Origin of the sequence: Pigmentiphaga sp. YJ18, assembly GCF_038066655.1 — a bacterium.
Classification (GTDB): domain Bacteria; phylum Pseudomonadota; class Gammaproteobacteria; order Burkholderiales; family Burkholderiaceae_B; genus Pigmentiphaga.
The window spans coordinates 394,968-412,210 of record NZ_JBBUKU010000002.1 but is presented as its reverse complement, the minus strand read 5'-3'; the positions used below and the strand labels follow the sequence as shown (position 1 = coordinate 412,210).

General features: G+C 66.0%; 17 protein-coding genes. 7 read left to right on the top strand and 10 right to left on the bottom strand.

Annotated features, from left to right (window positions below; genetic code table 11):
• Positions 1 to 58: 58 nt before the first annotated feature.
• The 5 genes from WKR98_RS15675 to WKR98_RS15655 all read right to left on the bottom strand — a co-directional run bounded on the left by WKR98_RS15675 (position 59) and on the right by WKR98_RS15655 (position 5,688).
• The gene (locus tag WKR98_RS15675) at positions 59 to 1,315 is read right to left on the bottom strand and encodes a tyrosine-type recombinase/integrase (protein ID WP_341434025.1); all 1,257 of its coding nucleotides are present in this window, start codon (positions 1,313 to 1,315) and stop codon (positions 59 to 61) included.
• A 301-nt stretch (positions 1,316 to 1,616) separates the two neighbouring features.
• Positions 1,617 to 3,248 carry a glutamine-hydrolyzing GMP synthase gene (gene guaA, locus WKR98_RS15670; RefSeq protein WP_341434024.1) on the bottom strand — a complete coding sequence of 544 codons (1,632 nt, stop codon included), beginning with the start codon at positions 3,246 to 3,248 and terminating at the stop codon, positions 1,617 to 1,619.
• A 94-nt stretch (positions 3,249 to 3,342) separates the two neighbouring features.
• Entirely contained in the window at positions 3,343 to 4,803 is a 1,461-nt protein-coding gene (gene guaB, locus WKR98_RS15665) for an IMP dehydrogenase (protein WP_341434023.1), read from the bottom strand.
• Positions 4,804 to 4,925: 122 nt separating this feature from the next.
• A complete protein-coding gene (locus WKR98_RS15660; protein ID WP_341434022.1) occupies positions 4,926 to 5,264 on the bottom strand; it encodes an RnfH family protein in 339 nt (112 codons plus the stop codon).
• Positions 5,257 to 5,688 carry a type II toxin-antitoxin system RatA family toxin gene (locus WKR98_RS15655; RefSeq protein WP_124689693.1) on the bottom strand — a complete coding sequence of 144 codons (432 nt, stop codon included), beginning with the start codon at positions 5,686 to 5,688 and terminating at the stop codon, positions 5,257 to 5,259. Before WKR98_RS15655 ends, WKR98_RS15660 begins: the two co-directional genes overlap by 8 nt.
• A gap of 57 nt (positions 5,689 to 5,745) precedes the next feature.
• Between WKR98_RS15655 and smpB the strand changes: the two genes are divergently transcribed.
• Positions 5,746 to 6,204, top strand: a complete 459-nt coding sequence (gene smpB, locus WKR98_RS15650; RefSeq protein WP_341434021.1) for an SsrA-binding protein SmpB — start codon at positions 5,746 to 5,748, stop codon at positions 6,202 to 6,204.
• A 60-nt stretch (positions 6,205 to 6,264) separates the two neighbouring features.
• Here the strand turns inward: smpB and WKR98_RS15645 are convergent, their stop codons facing one another.
• The 3 genes from WKR98_RS15645 to WKR98_RS15635 are packed head-to-tail and all read right to left on the bottom strand — an operon-like array spanning position 6,265 to position 8,270.
• Positions 6,265 to 6,711 carry a lipocalin-like domain-containing protein gene (locus WKR98_RS15645; RefSeq protein WP_341434020.1) on the bottom strand — a complete coding sequence of 149 codons (447 nt, stop codon included), beginning with the start codon at positions 6,709 to 6,711 and terminating at the stop codon, positions 6,265 to 6,267.
• Positions 6,708 to 7,562: an alpha/beta fold hydrolase gene (locus tag WKR98_RS15640; RefSeq protein ID WP_341434019.1), complete on the bottom strand. Its 855-nt coding sequence runs from the start codon at positions 7,560 to 7,562 to the stop codon at positions 6,708 to 6,710. The genes WKR98_RS15645 and WKR98_RS15640 overlap by 4 nt, the downstream gene beginning before the upstream one ends.
• Positions 7,563 to 7,607: 45 nt before the next feature.
• Positions 7,608 to 8,270, bottom strand: coding sequence for a GntR family transcriptional regulator (locus WKR98_RS15635; protein WP_341434018.1), 663 nt, complete (start codon positions 8,268 to 8,270; stop codon positions 7,608 to 7,610).
• A gap of 190 nt (positions 8,271 to 8,460) precedes the next feature.
• On the opposite strand from WKR98_RS15635, the gene WKR98_RS15630 reads away from it, so the two are divergent.
• The 5 genes from WKR98_RS15630 to WKR98_RS15610 are packed head-to-tail and all read left to right on the top strand — an operon-like array spanning position 8,461 to position 13,625.
• Positions 8,461 to 9,426, top strand: a complete 966-nt coding sequence (locus WKR98_RS15630; RefSeq protein WP_341434017.1) for a Bug family tripartite tricarboxylate transporter substrate binding protein — start codon at positions 8,461 to 8,463, stop codon at positions 9,424 to 9,426.
• A gap of 14 nt (positions 9,427 to 9,440) precedes the next feature.
• Positions 9,441 to 11,111, top strand: coding sequence for an FAD-dependent monooxygenase (locus WKR98_RS15625; RefSeq protein ID WP_341434016.1), 1,671 nt, complete (start codon positions 9,441 to 9,443; stop codon positions 11,109 to 11,111).
• Between the two features lie 37 nt (positions 11,112 to 11,148).
• Positions 11,149 to 12,189 (top strand): DODA-type extradiol aromatic ring-opening family dioxygenase, encoded by a 1,041-nt coding sequence (locus WKR98_RS15620; protein WP_341434015.1) that lies wholly within the window; start codon positions 11,149 to 11,151, stop codon positions 12,187 to 12,189.
• A 12-nt stretch (positions 12,190 to 12,201) separates the two neighbouring features.
• A complete protein-coding gene (locus tag WKR98_RS15615) occupies positions 12,202 to 12,612 on the top strand; it encodes a RidA family protein (protein ID WP_341434014.1) in 411 nt (136 codons plus the stop codon).
• Positions 12,609 to 13,625 carry an amidohydrolase family protein gene (locus tag WKR98_RS15610; RefSeq protein ID WP_341434013.1) on the top strand — a complete coding sequence of 339 codons (1,017 nt, stop codon included), beginning with the start codon at positions 12,609 to 12,611 and terminating at the stop codon, positions 13,623 to 13,625. The genes WKR98_RS15615 and WKR98_RS15610 overlap by 4 nt, the downstream gene beginning before the upstream one ends.
• 31 nt (positions 13,626 to 13,656) lie before the next feature.
• Here WKR98_RS15610 and WKR98_RS15605 read toward each other — a convergent pair whose 3' ends face one another.
• On the bottom strand, positions 13,657 to 14,592 hold the full coding sequence (locus WKR98_RS15605; RefSeq protein ID WP_341434012.1) for an SPFH domain-containing protein: 936 nt from the start codon (positions 14,590 to 14,592) through the stop codon (positions 13,657 to 13,659).
• 53 nt (positions 14,593 to 14,645) lie between these two features.
• On the bottom strand, positions 14,646 to 15,074 hold the full coding sequence (locus tag WKR98_RS15600; RefSeq protein WP_124689696.1) for an NfeD family protein: 429 nt from the start codon (positions 15,072 to 15,074) through the stop codon (positions 14,646 to 14,648).
• A gap of 145 nt (positions 15,075 to 15,219) precedes the next feature.
• On the opposite strand from WKR98_RS15600, the gene WKR98_RS15595 reads away from it, so the two are divergent.
• Positions 15,220 to 17,148 (top strand): serine hydrolase domain-containing protein, encoded by a 1,929-nt coding sequence (locus WKR98_RS15595; protein ID WP_124689697.1) that lies wholly within the window; start codon positions 15,220 to 15,222, stop codon positions 17,146 to 17,148.
• Positions 17,149 to 17,243 lie beyond the last annotated feature (95 nt).

Sequence of the window (17,243 nt, the reverse complement as noted above, 5' to 3'; positions counted from 1 at the left end):
GTGATCTCCAGTATCGTCACGGGCGGCCGGGTTGTCAAGTGACAACCCGGCCGCCCTTTCAGGCAGTCGCGCTCAACGCCGGCACGATGACATTCTCCGGCATCAGCTTCGGCACATACGTCTGCCCGTCGATCCAGGCATCGACCATGTTGGCCCACTCTTGCAGCATGTGGCGTCGCTGCTCGGCGTATTCGGCCTTGTTGTAGATCGACCGTGAGGAGCGCCCGTCCTCGTGCGCCAGGCACTTCTCGATCCAGTCGCGATTGAAGCCGATCTCGTTGAGCAACGTCGAGCCGGTACGCCGCAGGTCATGGACGGTGAATGGCTCCAGCGGCAGGCCAGCAGCTTTGGCCCGTTCCGCCACGATCTGCGTGACCCGGTTGAGGGTAGCGTTCGACATGCAGCGGTCAGCGTCATAGCGAGACGGCAGCACGAACTTGGAACCGGCCGCGCACGTGTGTAGCGCCACGAAGATGTCGAGCGCCTGGCGCGAGAGGTAGACCACGTGGGGGTTGCGCCCCTTCATCCGCTGCTTCGGGATGGTCCAGGTCGCGTTCTCGAAATCGACTTCATCCCAAGTGGCCTGGATCAACTCGCTCTTACGCACCAGCGTCAGCAGGATCATGCGCAGCGCCAGCCGGATCGTCGGATAGGTAGCCACCGATTCCATCTGCCGTGCCATCAACCGGATTTCCAGTGGCGACAATGCACGATCCTTCGGCACGAAGGTCGCGATCGACGCCGCGCCGACGCCATCGGCAGGATTGTCCACCTTCTCGCCATGCAGGATGGCGAAGGCATAAACTTGCTTCACGATGTCGCGGATATGCACCGCAGTGGCGGGCGCACCACGTGCCTTCACCTTGCTGCAAAGGGCGCGCAGGTCATCGGCAGTGATTTCGTTGAGTTGTCGGTTCTGGAAGACCGGTAGGATGTCCCGATCGACGATGTGCTTGCGCATCGCCTTGGTGCTATCGGCCATCCGGGCACCTTCCAGCCACTTCGCGGTCACGTCGCCGAAGGTCTTCGCGGCAGTCAGCCGGCGCTTCTCGCGCTGCTTCTCCAGCGCGGGGGACTTGCCCTGGGCGACGGCCCTCTTGGCGTCGATCAGCTTTTCGCGCGCCAATGCCAACGAAATGCCCGCCGGACCGTAGCGGCCAATGGTCAGCGTCTCGCGGCGCCCATTGAGACGGTAATCGTAGCGGAAGGTGACGGTACCGGTAGGCGATACCGTCACGTACATCCCATCGCGGTCAGAAGCCTTATAAATCTTGGACTTAGGCTTAAGATTGCGCAGTGCTGTGTCGGTAAGCATCGAGGTTTTTCTCCTGTTTCGTGACGGCTTTTACCGTCAGGGGCCAGGAGACCTGCTGATGCCGGGAAAGCCGCATAAAACAAGCTTTCCCGAGGAGACCTTTACCGTCAAAGACGGGTTTGGTCTGGATAGTGAATGGGACGGTCTTAATCCGACCCTCAGTTCTTACCGCCAACTCCACCGCCAACCTGTTCTGCTGGCCGGCAATAGTCACCGATAGCTGCCGCGACGCATCCACTTGAAAATCAACACGTTACGGCAGTTTTTCGATAGCTGGCGATAGTCCCCGAAGGACGTCAACTCACTCCCACTCAATCGTAGCCGGCGGTTTCCCCGAAACGTCATAAACCACCCGATTCAACCCCCGAACCTCATTGATAATCCGGTTCGAAGTCCTCCCCAACAACGCATAGGGCAAATGCGCCCAATGCGCCGTCATGAAGTCGGTGGTCTGCACCGCGCGTAGCGCGACGACGTAGTCGTACGTCCGCCCATCCCCCATCACGCCCACGGACTTCACGGGCAGGAACACGGCGAACGCCTGGCTGGTCAGGTCGTACCAGTTCTTCCCAACCTCTTCCGCCGCGCACAGGCCCGCGGCGGCATCCTGTTCGGTCGCCCGCGTGCCCCGCAGTTCTTCGATGAAGATCGCATCCGCGCGGCGCAGCAGGTCCGCGTATTCCTTCTTCACTTCGCCCAGGATCCGCACGCCCAGGCCCGGCCCAGGGAACGGATGCCGGTAGACCATGCCGTGCGGCAGGCCCAGCGCGATCCCCAGCTTGCGCACTTCGTCCTTGAACAGTTCGCGCAGCGGCTCGAGCAGCTTCAGGTGCAAGGTATCGGGCAGGCCACCCACGTTGTGGTGCGACTTGATGGTGACGGCCTTGCCGGTCTTGGCGCCGGCCGATTCGATCACGTCAGGGTAGATGGTCCCCTGCGCCAGCCACTTCGCGCTCTTGAGCTTGCCGGACTCGCGCTGGAAGACTTCGACGAATTCCTTGCCGATGATCTTGCGCTTGGCTTCGGGGTCGGTTTCGCCGGCCAGCTTGCCCATGAAGTCATCCGTGGCATCCACGTGGATGATCTTCAGGCCCATGTTCTCGGCGAAGGTCTTCATGACCTGTTCGCCTTCGTTCAGGCGCAGCAGGCCGTGGTCGACGAACACGCAGGTCAGTTGGTCGCCGATGGCCTTGTGGATCAGGGCGGCGGCCACGGAAGAATCGACACCGCCGGACAGGCCCAGGATCACTTCGTCGTTGCCGACCTGTTTGCGGATGGCCTCGACGGCTTCGCTGACGTAGTCGGGCATGTTCCAGTCGTCGCCGCAGCCGCAGATGTCGTGCACGAAGCGCGCCAGCAGGGCCTGGCCCTGGACGGTGTGGGTGACTTCGGGATGGAACTGGACGGCGTAATAGCCGCGGTCGACGTCGGCCATGCCGGCGATGGGACACGAGGCGGTGGAGGCCATGAGCTTGAAGCCCGGGGGCAGCTCGGTGACCTTGTCGCCGTGGCTCATCCAGACCTTGAGCATGCCGTGGCCTTCGGGGGTGGCGAAGTCCTGGATGCCGTTCAGAAACGGGGTGTGGCCGTGGGCGCGGACTTCGGCGTAGCCGAATTCGCGGTGGTCGCTGAAGCTGACCTTGCCGCCCAGTTGCATGGCCATGGTCTGCATGCCGTAGCAGATGCCGAGCACGGGCACGCCGGACTCGAACACGGCCTGGGGGGCGCGCATGGAGGCTTCGTCGTAGGCCGAGGCGTGGCTGCCCGAAAGGATGACGCCTTTCAGTCCTTTGGCGAGTTCTTCGCGGACGAAATCGTCCGAAACGTCGTAGGGGTGGATTTCGCAGTAGACCTGCGCTTCGCGCACGCGGCGGGCGATGAGTTGGGTGACTTGCGAGCCGAAGTCTAGGATCAGGATGCGGTCGTGAGACATAGGTTACCCGAGCGAGCCGCCGGGCCGCCCCAAGGCGAGCGACAAGCGCCCCCTGGGGGGCCGCGAACGCGGAGTGTGAGTGGGGGGGACCATATCAGTCCATCCGGTAGTTGGGGGCTTCTTTGGTGATCTGCACGTCGTGGACGTGCGATTCGCGGATGCCGGCGGCGGTGATCTGGACGAATTCGCTCTTGGTGCGCATGTCGTCGATGGTGGCGCAGCCGCAGTAGCCCATGGAGGCCCGCACGCCGCCGACCAGCTGGTAGACGATGGCGATGACGCTGCCCTTGTAGGGGACGCGGCCTTCGATGCCTTCGGGCACGAATTTGTCGGAGTTGTTGGCCGGGTCCTGGAAGTAGCGGTCGGCCGAGCCGTCGGCCATGGCGCCCAGGCTGCCCATGCCGCGGTAGGACTTGTACGAGCGGCCCTGGTACAGGACGATTTCGCCGGGGGCTTCGTCGGTACCGGCGAACATGCCGCCCATCATAACGGTGTAGGCGCCGGCCGACAGGGCCTTGGCGATGTCGCCGGAGTAGCGCACGCCGCCGTCGGCGATCAGGGGGACGCCGGTGCCTTCCAGGGCTTCGGCCACGTTGGAGATGGCGGTGATCTGGGGCACGCCCACGCCGGCCACGATACGGGTGGTGCAGATGGAGCCGGGGCCGATGCCGACCTTGACGCCGTCGGCGCCGGCTTCGACCAGCGCGCGGGCGGCGGCGCCGGTGGCGATGTTGCCGCCGATGACCTGCAGCTGCGGGTAGTGTTTCTTGATCCAGCGCACGCGGTCGAGCACGCCGGCGGTATGGCCATGGGCGGTGTCGACGATGATGACGTCGACGCCGGCGGCGACGAGTTTCTCGACGCGTTCGTCGGTGCCCTCGCCCACGCCGACGGCGGCGCCGACGCGCAGCTTGCCGTGCTCGTCCTTGCTGGCGTTGGGGTTCTCGGTGGTCTTGATGATGTCCTTGACGGTCATCAGGCCGCGCAGTTCGAAGTTGTCGTTGACGACCAGCACGCGCTCCAGGCGGTGCTTGTGCATCAGGGCCTGGGCCTCGTCCAGCGAGGCGCCTTCGCGCACGGTGATGAGGCGCTCGCGCGGCGTCATGACGGTGCGGATGGGTTCGTCGTAGCGGTCTTCGAAGCGCAGGTCGCGGTTGGTGACGATGCCGACCACCTGGCGGCCCTCGACCACGGGCAGGCCGGAGATGCCGTGCTGGTGCTGCAGTTCGATGACTTCGCGCACCTTCATGTGGGGCGCGATGGTGATGGGATCGAGCACGACCCCGGCCTCGTAGCGCTTGACCTTGGCGACTTCGCGCGCCTGCTCGTCGGCGGTGAGGTTCTTGTGGATGATCCCGATCCCGCCTTCCTTGGCCATGGCGATGGCCAGGCGCGATTCCGTGACGGTGTCCATGGCGGCGGACACCAGGGGAATGTTCAGCGAGATTTCACGGGTCAGGCGGGTTCGAAGACTGGTATCGCGGGGCAACACCGCAGAATATGCGGGCACCAACAACACGTCATCGAAAGTAAGCGCATTTTGTACGAGACGCATCGAGTAACCCCTGGCCGCAATAAACCCAGTATTGTAAATCAGAGCGGGGGGCTGCGCTGTTCAGCCTTGCTGTCAAGAGGGTTTATATGCGGGAAAACCCACGGTCTGTCCGGCGGACCTGCCTACCGGGTTCGTCCGTGCCCCTTGGCGCCGGCCGAGGCCGCCTTGTGGGCCACCCGCCGGCGGCGGGATTCCTTGGGGTCGAAGACCAGCGGGCGGTAGATCTCGACCCGGTCATGGTCGTGCAGGACATGGTCCAGCGGCCGGCGGCGGCCGTGGACGCCGGTGCCGGCCCGGGCGGGGTCCACGCCCGGGTAGGCCTGGCGAAAGCCGCTGGCCTGGATGGCGTCGGCCAGGGTCGCGCCCTGGGGCAGGACGAGCTCCCGCATCCAGGTTTCCGCTGCATCCGCATAACAGATGCTGACGGCCACGGTACCGCCCTGCCCCCCCTGGCTATCCATAGCAGGCTTCGGCCCGCTGGGTGAAGGCGTCGATGAAGCTGGTGGCGATGCGGTTGAACACCGGGCCGACCAGAGCTTCCAGCGCGCGGCTGGAGAACTGGTATTGCATGGTGAAGACCACTTTGCAGGCGTCGTCGGCCAGGGATTGGAACTCCCAGACACCTTCGAGCATCGAAAACGGTCCGTCGACCAGATCGAGCTGGATGCGGTCGGGATAATGATGGGTGTTGCGGGTGGTGAAGCGCTGGCGCAGGCCGGCGAACTGGATCACGACCGAAGCGCGCAGGCCGTTCTCGTCCCGTTCGTGCACCTCGGTGCCGCCGCACCAGGGCATGAATTTGGGGTAGTCCTCGACCTTGGCCACCAGGTCGAACATCTGGGCGGCGCTATAGGGGACCAACACCGAACGTTGCACTTTATGCATGCGTAGAGGATCCGATTGGGCAAATTGCTAGAATGACGCATTTTAACGGCGTGACGAATGAGCATCATTGAGAACCGCAAGGCATTCCACGACTACTTCATCGACGAGCGTTTCGAGGCCGGCCTGGTGCTCGAAGGCTGGGAAGTGAAGGCGATCCGTGCCGGGCGCGTGCAGCTCAAGGAAAGCTACGTCATCGTCCGCGATGCCGAACTCTACCTGCTGGGCATGCACGTCAGCCCCCTGGAAACGGCCTCCACCCACATCCATCCGGACGCCACCCGCACGCGCAAGCTGCTGCTGAAGGCCGAGGAAATCCACAAGCTGATCGGCAAGGTGGAACAGCGCGGCTTCGCGCTGGTGCCGCTGAACCTGCATTTCAAGAATTCGCTGATCAAGCTGGATTTCGGGCTGGCGCGGGGCAAGAAGCAGTTCGACAAGCGGGACACCGAGCGCGAACGCGACTGGCTGCGCGAGAAGGCGCAGATCATGAAGCACGACACGCGCAAGGGGACTTGAGCCCGCCTGTAAAGCCAGACGCCCGCTTGCGCGGGCGTCTTTTCTGACAACTCCGTCGGTTCACGCGGTGGGCACCGGCGCGCGCTCCCAGGTCAGGACGATCTGCCGGGCCTCGGGCGTGCCTGCTTCGAGCGTGGCCGCCACGGCGAGCCGATCGCCTTCGAGCGTATAGCGGCGCTTCTGTACCTGTCCCACCCAGTTGGGGAACAGGCTGACTTCCACATGATGCAGGACGGTGTCGCCCTGCACTTCGTAGCGGCCGCCGTAGCTGAGCACGGTGTCGTAGGCGGCGGCTTTCTCCTGCTGGGTGCCGCCGAATTGCAGGCCCGAAGCAAAGGGCTGACGGCCGCCGGCGCAGATGAAGACGCTCATGTAGCCGGCTTCGGTGTACATCAGGTAGCCCTGCAACGCTTTGCCCATGGGCGCGACGATGCGGCCGTCATCGTAGCGCTGCTCCCACGAGACGATGTTCCAGCGGCCGGCCAGCGCGGATGCGGGTGAGGTCATGCTTGCTCCTTGGAAGGCGCGGCCAGAAAGCCCAGCACGGCGTGGACGAATTCCTGGCGCTTTTCGATCTGGGTCCAGTGCCCGCAATTGCCGTATACGGCCAGGTCGGCATTCTTGAGCACCCGCAGCAGGCGCAGCGAGATATCGAGCGGGATCACCTGATCGTCGCGCCCATGCAGGATCAACGTGGGCTGCTCGATCCGCGCCAGTTCGGCCTCGGGCTGGGCCAGCATGTCGACCCAGCGCTGGCGCGGGGCCGGGAACAACGATTCGTAGACCTTGTCCATGCCGCGCTGGATGCTGGCCTCGTAGCGCAGGCGCACCAGGTTTTCCGTGGTCAGGGCCTGGTCCCAGGCGAAAACGCCCATCAGGCGGCGCATGTTCTCGATCGAGGGGGTGTAGCCCCAGACCAGGTCCAGGCCTTGCGTGAGCGGAAACGACAGGCTGACGGCGCCCATCAGCACCAGTCTGCGCACGCGGGCCGGATGGCGGCGCGCCACGTGCAGCGCGATGCCGCCGCCGAAGGAATTGCCCAGCAGGTCGGCCTGCTCCAGTCCCAGGGTGTCCATGACGCCTATCACCTGGGCGACCCAGTTGTCGATATTGAAGACGGTGCCGGGATCGACGGCCGTATAGCCGAACCCCGCCATGTCGGGCGCGATGACGCGGTGGCGGCCGGACAGTTCGTCGATCACGCCGCGCCAGTTGGCCCAAGCCGATACGCCGGGGCCGGAGCCGTGCACCAGCATCAGGGGCGGCCCTTCGCCCCGGTCGTGATAATTGACCCGCAGGCCGGGCAGCTCGAGCGTCCTGCCCAGCTCCGGCGAGGGGGGTGTCTCCGTTGTTTTCATCGTCGTGGCGGACCTCCGGCCCGGTTGTGGTGAATGGCAGGTTTCCTATTTCAGCGCCTGCAGGCGCTCGAGCGCGGCGGCGCCGGTGCGCTGGCTGTGCGTGCGCAGCAGCTCGCACGCGGTATCGGCGTCGCGCTTGAGGATGGCGTCGATGATGGCCGAGTGCTCGGCCGCGACGTCGCGCTGGGGCGGCATGTCGCGCGACAGGTAGATGCGGCGGTAGCGGTCGCTCATGTCGTGCAGGTTGCTGCAGAACTGCAGCAGCAGCGGCATCTGGCAACCGCCGATCATGCACAGGTGGAATTCGCGGTGGGCGCGCTCCCATTCGTCCAGGAACGGCACGTAGCCGTCTTCCTTTTCGATCCGCGACAGGCGGTAGAAGATGCCGACCAGTTTCTCTTCCCATGCGCGGTCCTGGCGCTCGATGGCAATCCGCAGCGCATAGGGCTCGAACTGCGCCCGCAGCGTGGTGACCTCGGCCAGGTTGGCGGCCGATGCGTCGACCACGCGAAAACCCCGCTGGTCCTCCCCCACTACGAACCCCTGCGTGCTGAGCACCAGCAGCGCTTCGCGCACCGAAGACAGACTCACGCCGAAGGTCTGTCCCAGCTCCTGCAGCTTGAGCTTGGTATTGGGCGGAAAACTGCCGTTGGCGATGAGATCCCGCAGTTGGGGCACCAGCTGGGTGGCGACGGTTTTTGTGCTCACGATGGACACCTCTGTTTTCGGCCATTCTAGCAAAATTTCATAAAAATTATTAATTCCGAAATTATTAAAAATTTTCGGAAATCGTGTTAGGATGCCGGCCAATAGAAACGACCCCGCCCGCGCTTGCGGCGAACGGCAGGGGTCTCGCAGTTCCGCATTGCACCGGGATTCGCCCAACCAGGAGACAGCCTTGAAACACGCCCTATTCGCCGTTGCGGCGATCGTGGCCGCCACGCCGGCCCACGCGCAGCACCAGACCTTCCCCGCTCCCGTCGTCACCATGGTGGTGCCCACCTCGGCCGGCACGTCGTCCGACATCGTGGCCCGCGCGCTGTCCACGCGCCTGTCCGCCAAGTGGAACAACTCGGTCGTGGTCGACAACAAGACCGGCGCCAGCGGTTCGATCGGCATCGGCTACGCCGGCAAGGCGCCGGCCGACGGCAATACCATCCTGGTGGTGACCAACACCATCAGCATGCTGGGCGCGATCAACAAGAACCTGCCCTGGTCGCCCGCCGATTTCGCGCCGGTCTCGCTCATGGGTCGCACGGTGACCGCGCTGGTGGTCAACGCCGACCTGCCGGTCGCCAACGTGAAGGAGCTGGTGGCGCTGGCCCAGAGCAAGCCGGGCCAGATCAACTACGCCACACCGGGGGTGGGCACGCCGCACCACCTCTACACCGAGCTGTTCAAACTGATAACCAAGACCGACCTTGCGCACGTGCCCTACAAGGCCACCGCCGGCGCCACGGTCGACATCGCCGGCGGCCGCGCCCAGGTGGGTTTTTTCCCGCTGAACTCGGTGATGTCGCTGGTCAATGCCAAGAAGATCCGGATCCTGGCCACCGCCGGCGACGAACGCGCGCCGCTGGCGCCGGATGCCCCCACCTTCAAGGAAGCTGGCATCGCCGACGTCCATGCCAGCAGTTGGATCGGCATTTTCGTTCCCCGAAGCACGCCCAAGGCCGTCGTCGACAGACTGAGCCGCGACATCCAGTCCGTCATGGCGGACAAGAGCTTCCAGGAAGAGTTGCGGCGCCAGGAAGTGGTGCCGAACGCCAGGCCGAGCGGACCCGCCGAACTGGGCACGCTGCTGGCCAGCGACATCGCCCGCTGGAAAGACGTGGTCGAGAAGGCCGGCATTACCGAGCAATGAAAGGAACGCAAAACATGATCGAAACCGAAGTCCTGGTGATCGGCGCGGGTCCCGCCGGCCAGACCCTGGCCATCGACCTGGGCCAGCGCGGCATCCGCACCACGCTGATCGAAAAGCTGGACAAGCATGGCATCCATCCCAAGCTGGAGCGCGCCAACGCCCGCACCATGGAGATCTTCCGCCGCCTGGGCTTGTCCGAACGCATCCGCGCCGCCGGCTTTCCGCGCGATTGTCCGATGGACGTGTTCATCGTCACCAGCATGACCGAGCCCGCGGTGCTGCATCTGCCCTACGCCTCGGTGGCGGAGTTGCAGGCGGACATCCGCGCGCACAACGACGGCAACCGGCCGCTGGAACCGTACCAGTTGATCTCGCAGTACACGCTGGATCCGCTGCTGCGCGCGGAAGCGGAGGTCACTGCCAACGTCGACGTCTGCTTCGGCCACGAAATGCTCGATTTCAAGCAGGACGGCAGCGGCGTCACGGCGCGCATCCGCCGTCCCGATGGCGAGGTGCAGACCGTACGCGCCGCCTATATGGTGGGCTGCGACGGCGGCGCCAGCCCGGTGCGCAAGGCGCTGGGCATCCAGTTGGCAGGCCGGGGCCGCATCCGCCACATGCGCGCGGCGCTGTTCCGCGCCGACGACCTGTTCGAGCGCATTCCTGTGGGCAAGGGACGCCACTACCACATCATAGGCGACCCGGACTTCACCTCCATCACGGTGCAGGACTCCACCCGCCATTTCCGCATGAACACCATGTATCGGGAAGGCGAGAACGTGGAAGAAAAGTTCCGCCGATCGGTCGGCAAGGGCCTCGACTTCGATTGCGAGACGCTCTACACCGGCGAGTGGTACCAGCACCTCCTGTGCGCCGACAGTCTGGGGCACGGCCGTGTCTTCATCGCCGGCGACGCCGCTCACCTGGTGATTCCCACCGGTGGGCTGGGGATGAACACGGCCGTGGGCGACGTGATCGATCTGTCGTGGAAGCTGGCCGGCACGCTGCGCGGCTGGGGCGGACCGGAGCTGCTGCAATCCTACCTGACCGAACGCCTGCAGATCGGCCGCCGCAACGTGCAGGCCTCGACCAACGCCGCCGAAGGCCGGGTCGACTGGCGCGCCGCGTACAAGCCCGACATCAACGACGACACGCCCGAAGGCCGCGCGACGCGGGCCGAGGTGGCGCGCGTGGCCGACATCGAACAGCGCAAGACCAACGAGATCCTGGGCATCGAGATGGGCTACCGCTACATCGACACCACCATCATCTGCCAGGAGCCAGGAGAAGGCCCGGATCCCGACAGCCGCGCCTACACCCCCACAACCTGGCCCGGCGCGCGCATTCCTCACGTCTGGCTGGACGACGGCAGCGCCCTGCAGGACCACATGACGCAGGGCTACAACCTGATCAAGCTGGGCCCCAAGGGCGGCCACGACACTCGCGCTCTGGAACAGGCGCTGCGCGCATACGGCGCGCCGCTGGCGGTGCACGAGTTCGAGGACGAAGCACCGCTGCGCATCTACGGCCATGCGCTGTTGCTGCTGCGCCCGGACCTGCACGTGGCGTGGCGCGGCAACGCGCCGCCGGATGATCCCGCCCGGGTGGCCGCCATCGCGACCGGCCATGGCGATCCGGCCGGCGCCGGCGGCCGCAGCCCGGCATGCGCAGCCGCGGTGTCCTGACCAACGCTAGTCCCCTATCAAGAATCGGAGTCTGAACATGGCAGACATACTCGGCCTTGGCATTTCACATTGGCCGCGCCTGCACGACCTGGACGATACCTTCGCCAAGCGCCTCAAGGCCAATCTGCAGCACCCGGACATCCCTGCCGACGTCAAGGACATGGCCAACTGGCCCGCGCCGATGCAGGCCGAATGGGAAGCGGGCATGCCTGCGGCTGCGGCCCACCGCGAGAGCCTGCTGACCGGCATCCGCAAGGCCCGCGTCGCACTCGACGATTTCAAGCCCGATGCCATCGTGGTCTGGGGCGACGACCAGTACGAGAACTTCCGCGACGACGTCATCCCGCCCTTCTGCGTGCTGGCCTACAAGGACGATCTGCACGTGCAGCCGCACGGCCCCAACGGCAATCCCTGGAACGAGCCGGCCGATCACAGCTTCCACGTGCGCATGGCGCCGCAGGTCGGGCACTACCTGACCTCGCGGCTGATCGAATCCTCCTTCGACGTGGCCTACGCCTACAAGCCGCTGCACCGCAAGGATCTGTCGCACGCGTTCATGAACGTGGTGCTCTACCTGGACTACGACCGCAAGGGCTTCGACTATCCGATGGTACCCTTCACGATCAACTGCTATGGCAGCGACGTGATTTGCAACCGCGGTTCAGTGCCCAAGATCAAGACCACCGAACGCCACCTGGACCCTCCTGCGCCCTCGCCCTTGCGCTGCTTCGAGCTGGGCCGGGCGACGGCACGCGCGATGCGGGCCAGTCCGTGGCGTATCTGCCTGATGGCATCGTCGAGCTGGTCGCATGCGTTCCTGTGCGCGAAATATTGGCAGATGCATCCCGACGTCGAGAACGACCGCCGCCTGTACGACGCCCTGGTCAAGGGCGACTACGAGGCCTGGCGGCAGACCACGCTGGCGCAGGTCGTGGATGCGGGACAGCAGGAGGTGCTGAACTGGTTCTGCCTGATGGGCGCGATGTACGAACTCAACGCCCATCTCGCATGGTCCGACTTCGTCGAGACCTACATCTTCAACTCCAACAAGGTCACGGTCGTCTACGACCCCGTCTAGCAAGGAGACCGCATGGCACCCGCCTCTTCCGCCCGCGTCAGCATCCAGGTCGACGGGCTCGAACGCAAGTCTCCCGCGCCCACGGCCTGCCGCATCGGCAACGTCGTGATGTCCGGCGGCATCTATGGACGCAATCCGGCCACGCGCGAGCTGGCCGCGGACGCGCAGGCGCAGATCGCCCAACTGTTCGACAACATCCGCGCCGTGATGCAGGCGGCGGGCGGCTCCACCGCAGACATCGTCAAGATAGAGTTCGACGTATCGGACATGGCGCTGCGCGGCGCGGTCAACCAGGCCTGGGAAACGATGTTCCCGGACGCCGGTTCGCGGCCGGCGCGTCACGTCGTCCCGGCCGGCCACCTGCCCGAGGGCGCCCACGTTCGCTGCGAGCTCTACGCCGTGCTGGGCGGAGGCGAAGCATGAACGCAGGCGAAGCCTGGCGCCGCAGCGTCGACGTCCATACGCACTTCGTGCCCGAGACGCTTGCGCCCATGCCGCCGTGGGCCCCCGCCCATATGTGGCCGTCGATTGCGCCGGCCGAATGCGCCTGCCACCGCCACGTGATGATCGACGGCAAGAATTACCGTACCGTCACCGATCAGTGCTGGGACGCGGGCAAACGCAAGGCGGACATGGAAGCCATGCGCATAGGCATGCAGGTGGTCTCGCCCATGCCCGAGCTGCTGTCCTACTGGATGCCCGGCCCCGCCTGCGCGGTGCTGCACCGCGACCTGAACGAGCAGATGGCGCGGCTGGCGTCCACCCACCCAGACCGCTTTGCGGCGCTGGGCGCGGTGCCCATGCAGGATCTGGACCGTGCGATCGAGGAGCTGGAATACCTCGCCGGCACGCTCGGTTTTCCCGGCGTGGAGATAGGCAGCAACGTCAATGGCGAACCACTGGGCCTGCCCAAGTTCCAGCCCTTCTTCGCGGCCGCCGAGCGCCTGGATCTGTGCGTGTTCGTGCATGCCATCCGCCCCGCCGGCGTCGACCGGCTGGTGGGCCCGGCTTCGCTGCAGCAGGCGCTGGGTTTTCCTTCCGAGATCGGCCTGGCGGCGGCCTCGCTCATAACCGGCAACGTACTGGCGCGACACCCCCGGCTGCGCATCGCCTTCAGCCATGGCGGCGGCACGCTCGCCATGCTGCTGCCGCGGCTGGAGAACGCCTGGCAGCGCGCCGCCGAAATCAAGGAGAGCATGCTGGCCTCGCCCACGCTGCAGGCCCAGCGGATGTACTACGACGATCTGGTCTACGATGCGCCGACGATAAGCCTCTTGCTGGATCGCTTCGGCGCGGGCCAGGTGATGATAGGCACTGACTATCCTTTCCGCGTCATGGACCGGGAACCGGTCGAACGGCTGGAGAGCCTGGGGCTGGACGCCGCGCTGCGCGACGCGGTGTATGGAGACAACGCGCGGCGCTTCCTGGGTCGCTGAATCCCTTGCCGCGCCGCGCGGCTTGCCGTTGTCAGTTGGGCGCCTTGGGCCCCTGCGTCCCCTTGACCACCGTCAGCGCCGAGGCAATCAGTCCGCTGATGTCGCTGACGTTGGCCGGCACGATCAGGGTGTTGTTGGTCTTGGCCAGGTTGCCGAAGGCATCGACGTAGCGCTCGGCCACCTTGAGGTTGACCGCTTCCATGCCGCCGGGGTGCTTGATGGCCTCGGCCACCTGGATGATGGCCTTGGCGGTGGCGTCCGCCACGGTGACGACGGCGTTCGCCTCGCCCTGGGCCTGGTTGATCTGGGCCTGCTTCTCGCCCTCGGAACGCGCGATGGCGGCCTCGCGTTCGCCGGTGGCGATGTTGATCTGTTCCTGGCGGCGGCCCTCGGAAGCCGCGATCAGGGCCCGCTTCTCGCGCTCGGCGGTGATCTGGGCCTGCATCGCGCGCAGGATCTCGGCCGGCGGCGTCAGGTCCTTGATCTCGTAGCGCAGCACCTTCACGCCCCAGTTCAGCGCGGCCTCGTCCAGCGCGCTGACGATGCTGCTGTTGATCTGCTCGCGTTCCTCGAAGGTCTTGTCCAGTTCCAGCTTGCCGATGACCGAGCGCAGCGTGGTCTGGGCCAGCTGGGTGATGGCCACGATGTAGTTGGACGAGCCGTACGAGGCGCGCATCGCGTCGGTGACCTGGAAGTACAGAATGCCGTCCACCTGCAATTGCGTGTTGTCGCGCGTGATGCAGACCTGGCTGGGCACGTCCAGCGGGATTTCCTTGAGCGAATGCTTGTAGGCCACGCGCTCGATGAACGGGATCACGAAGCCCGCGCCGGGCGACAGCACGCGGTCGAACTTGCCCAGGCGCTCGACCACCCACGCATGCTGCTGCGGCACGATGGCGATGGCCTTGACGACGATGAGGATGGCCAGGAAAACGATGACCAGCAGGACGATGGTGGATGCGCTCATGGTGCTTCCTTGTGGGTATTGCCAGCGATACGGGAAGGCCGTCCGCAACGGCCTTAGCGAGGGGGCGAAAGAACGAGGCTGTTGCCGCGCATCTCGGTGATCACGAACTGCCCGGCGACCGGCTCGGCCCCGGGCGCGAGCTCGGCCTGCCAGTGCGCCCCACGATACCAGACCCGTGCGGTGCGGTCTTCGTTCCAGGCCTCGACCTTCACGGTCTGTCCGATGTCCATGTTGACGTTGGCGTTGGAAGACGGCGGCGAACCGCGCTTCTTCAGCACGTTCAGGCGCTTGAGCAGCAGCGTGCACAGCACCACCGCCGCCGCGCACAGCACCAGTTGCCAGGCGATGTCCACGCCCAGCCAGGCCGCGATGCCGGCCACGGCGAAGCCGACGGCGACCATGAGCAGATAGAAGGTGCCGGTCATGACTTCGCCGATCAGGGCCAGGGCCATCAGACCGAACCATACCCAGGCGGGATTCATAGTTGCCTCCTTCGAGCGAGAGCGGACGCGGCCCGCCGGCTCGGCCGTGCGGCGCGAAACGTGCCGCAGTGACGTATCTACCGCTATTATGCCTGCGTGGGGGAAACGCCGCCCGGGCAGGCCCCCGGCAACCGGAGGAACCCCTATGCGCGCAACGCCCACCCCCATGCCTGCCGGTCCTTCGTCCGCCGGCCGGCGGCAATTCCTGGGCTACGGCGGCGCCGGCCTGTTGGCCGCGGTCCTGCCCGGCTGCGGCGGGGGCGACGGCCCGACGCCCGCCTCCTACGCGCAGACCATCGAATGGGGCCGCCAGGAAATCGCGCGCGCCCTGGCCGGCGATCCCGACAACGTGGCCGCGGTCTCGATCGCCCTGCTCAAGAACGACACCGTGGTCTGGCAGCAGGCCTTCGGCCGCGCCTCGGTGAAGGACAACGTCGCGGCCGGCATCCAGACGCGCTTCAACATCGGTTCGGTCAGCAAGGTGCTGGCGGCGCTGGCCGCGATGATCCTGCGGGACCGCGGACTGCTGGACCTGGATGCGCCCGTGGCGCGCTACCTGCCCGGCTTCACCATGCTGTCGCCCGAATACGCGCAGATCACGACCCGGCACCTGCTTTCGCATTGCTCGGGCCTGCCGGGCACCAGCATGCGCAACGCCTTCGCCTTCGAGCCCATACCGGGCTACGCGGCCAACGCCGAAGCCGCCCTGGCCGGCGAACACCTGAAGCACCTGCCCGGCGAACTGGCGGTCTATTGCAACGACGGCTTCACGATGATCGAACGGGTGGTGGCGGCCCTGGCCAGGCAGGACTACGCCTCCTTCGTCCAGGCCAACGTGCTCACGCCCCTGGGCATGGCCGACTCCGGCTTCCTGACGAAGAAACCCACGGGCGGCTCATTCGCGCTGCCTTATTCGGGCGGCAGACAGTATCCCCAGGAGTTCGTCAATCCGCTGGCCACCGGCGGCCTGACCGCCACGCCCGGCGACATGCTGAAGCTGGCGCGCCTGTTCCTCGAAGGAGGCACCTACCAGTCGCGGCGCATCGTGTCGGCCGACGGCATCGCGCAGATGGGCACCGACCAGACCACGGGCCTGGCCATCAATCCTTCGCCGGAATGGGTATGGGGGCTGGGCTGGGACAGCGTGCGGCATCCCGGGCTGGCCGCGGCCGGCATCCGGGCCTGGCAGAAGAACGGCGGCACGACGTTTTTCTCGAGCGACTTCTACGTACTGCCGGACCAGCGGCTGGCCCTGATGGTGACCGGCAACACGGGCAATGCCCAGCGCGCCGACACCTACCGCGCCGGCGCGCTGGCCGAAGGCGTGCTGCTGCGCGCCCTGGTCGAGGACGGGACGATACGCGCCCTGCCACCGCTGGTCGCCCATGCCGCGCCGCCCGAGGCGGCGGCGCCCGGACTGGCCGATGCCGAGGGCATCTACGCCAACTACAACCAGCCCATGCGAGTCACGGCCAACCAGGACGGCAGCTTCTCGCTGTCGTCCTGGAACGGCACGGCCTGGCAGCCGATGAACGGCGGCGCCAGATACAGCTTGCGCAGCGACGGCTGGTGGTGGGGTGGCGATGCCCCCATCAGCTACCGTTTCGAGGTCGTGTCCGGCACCGACGCGAACGGCCAGCCCTATCGCTATCGCTACCTGATGCTGCGCGGCCCCCTGTTCGGCGCCGGCTACAGCGAGACGACGCTGCCCGTGGGCCAGCAACTGCTGCCGCTGGCGCCGCTGGGCGCCACCTGGCAGGCGCGCCTGGGCAAGACCTGGACGGTCACCAACGAATCCTCCACGACCATGCCGTCCACCCTGACCGGCACGCCCTACGCCACACTGGGCAGCCTGCCCGAACTGCCGGGCTACATCCTGGTGCGCAACAGCAGCTACGACGACGGCTCGCCCGAATACCAGCTCCTGGCCCCGCTGGCCGCCGACCGCGCCGGCATGACCGTCAAGATCCCCGCCAACGCCGGCCGCGACCTGTACGAGCTGCACTTCGCCACCGCCGGCGGCAAGGAAACGCTGACCATCGGCAGCTGGACCTACGAAGCAGCCGCCGGCTGACCCCGAAAAAAAGCGGCGCCCCAAAAGGAACGCCGCTCTCCATCAGCCGGTTCCCCCCAGGGCACAGTGGATCCGGCTCCGCCGGTCCACCAGTG

Coding starts and splice junctions, on each gene's coding strand:
- WKR98_RS15610 (WP_341434013.1), top strand. CDS start 12,609: ATGAACGCAGGCGAAGCCTGGCGCCGCAGCGTCGACGTCCATACGCAC.
- WKR98_RS15620 (WP_341434015.1), top strand. CDS start 11,149: ATGGCAGACATACTCGGCCTTGGCATTTCACATTGGCCGCGCCTGCAC.
- smpB (WP_341434021.1), top strand. CDS start 5,746: ATGAGCATCATTGAGAACCGCAAGGCATTCCACGACTACTTCATCGAC.
- WKR98_RS15600 (WP_124689696.1), bottom strand. CDS start 15,074: ATGAATCCCGCCTGGGTATGGTTCGGTCTGATGGCCCTGGCCCTGATC.
- WKR98_RS15605 (WP_341434012.1), bottom strand. CDS start 14,592: ATGAGCGCATCCACCATCGTCCTGCTGGTCATCGTTTTCCTGGCCATC.
- WKR98_RS15660 (WP_341434022.1), bottom strand. CDS start 5,264: ATGGATAGCCAGGGGGGGCAGGGCGGTACCGTGGCCGTCAGCATCTGT.
- WKR98_RS15640 (WP_341434019.1), bottom strand. CDS start 7,562: ATGAAAACAACGGAGACACCCCCCTCGCCGGAGCTGGGCAGGACGCTC.
- WKR98_RS15595 (WP_124689697.1), top strand. CDS start 15,220: ATGCGCGCAACGCCCACCCCCATGCCTGCCGGTCCTTCGTCCGCCGGC.
- WKR98_RS15675 (WP_341434025.1), bottom strand. CDS start 1,315: ATGCTTACCGACACAGCACTGCGCAATCTTAAGCCTAAGTCCAAGATT.
- WKR98_RS15655 (WP_124689693.1), bottom strand. CDS start 5,688: ATGCATAAAGTGCAACGTTCGGTGTTGGTCCCCTATAGCGCCGCCCAG.
- guaA (WP_341434024.1), bottom strand. CDS start 3,248: ATGTCTCACGACCGCATCCTGATCCTAGACTTCGGCTCGCAAGTCACC.
- WKR98_RS15645 (WP_341434020.1), bottom strand. CDS start 6,711: ATGACCTCACCCGCATCCGCGCTGGCCGGCCGCTGGAACATCGTCTCG.
- guaB (WP_341434023.1), bottom strand. CDS start 4,803: ATGCGTCTCGTACAAAATGCGCTTACTTTCGATGACGTGTTGTTGGTG.
- WKR98_RS15625 (WP_341434016.1), top strand. CDS start 9,441: ATGATCGAAACCGAAGTCCTGGTGATCGGCGCGGGTCCCGCCGGCCAG.
- WKR98_RS15615 (WP_341434014.1), top strand. CDS start 12,202: ATGGCACCCGCCTCTTCCGCCCGCGTCAGCATCCAGGTCGACGGGCTC.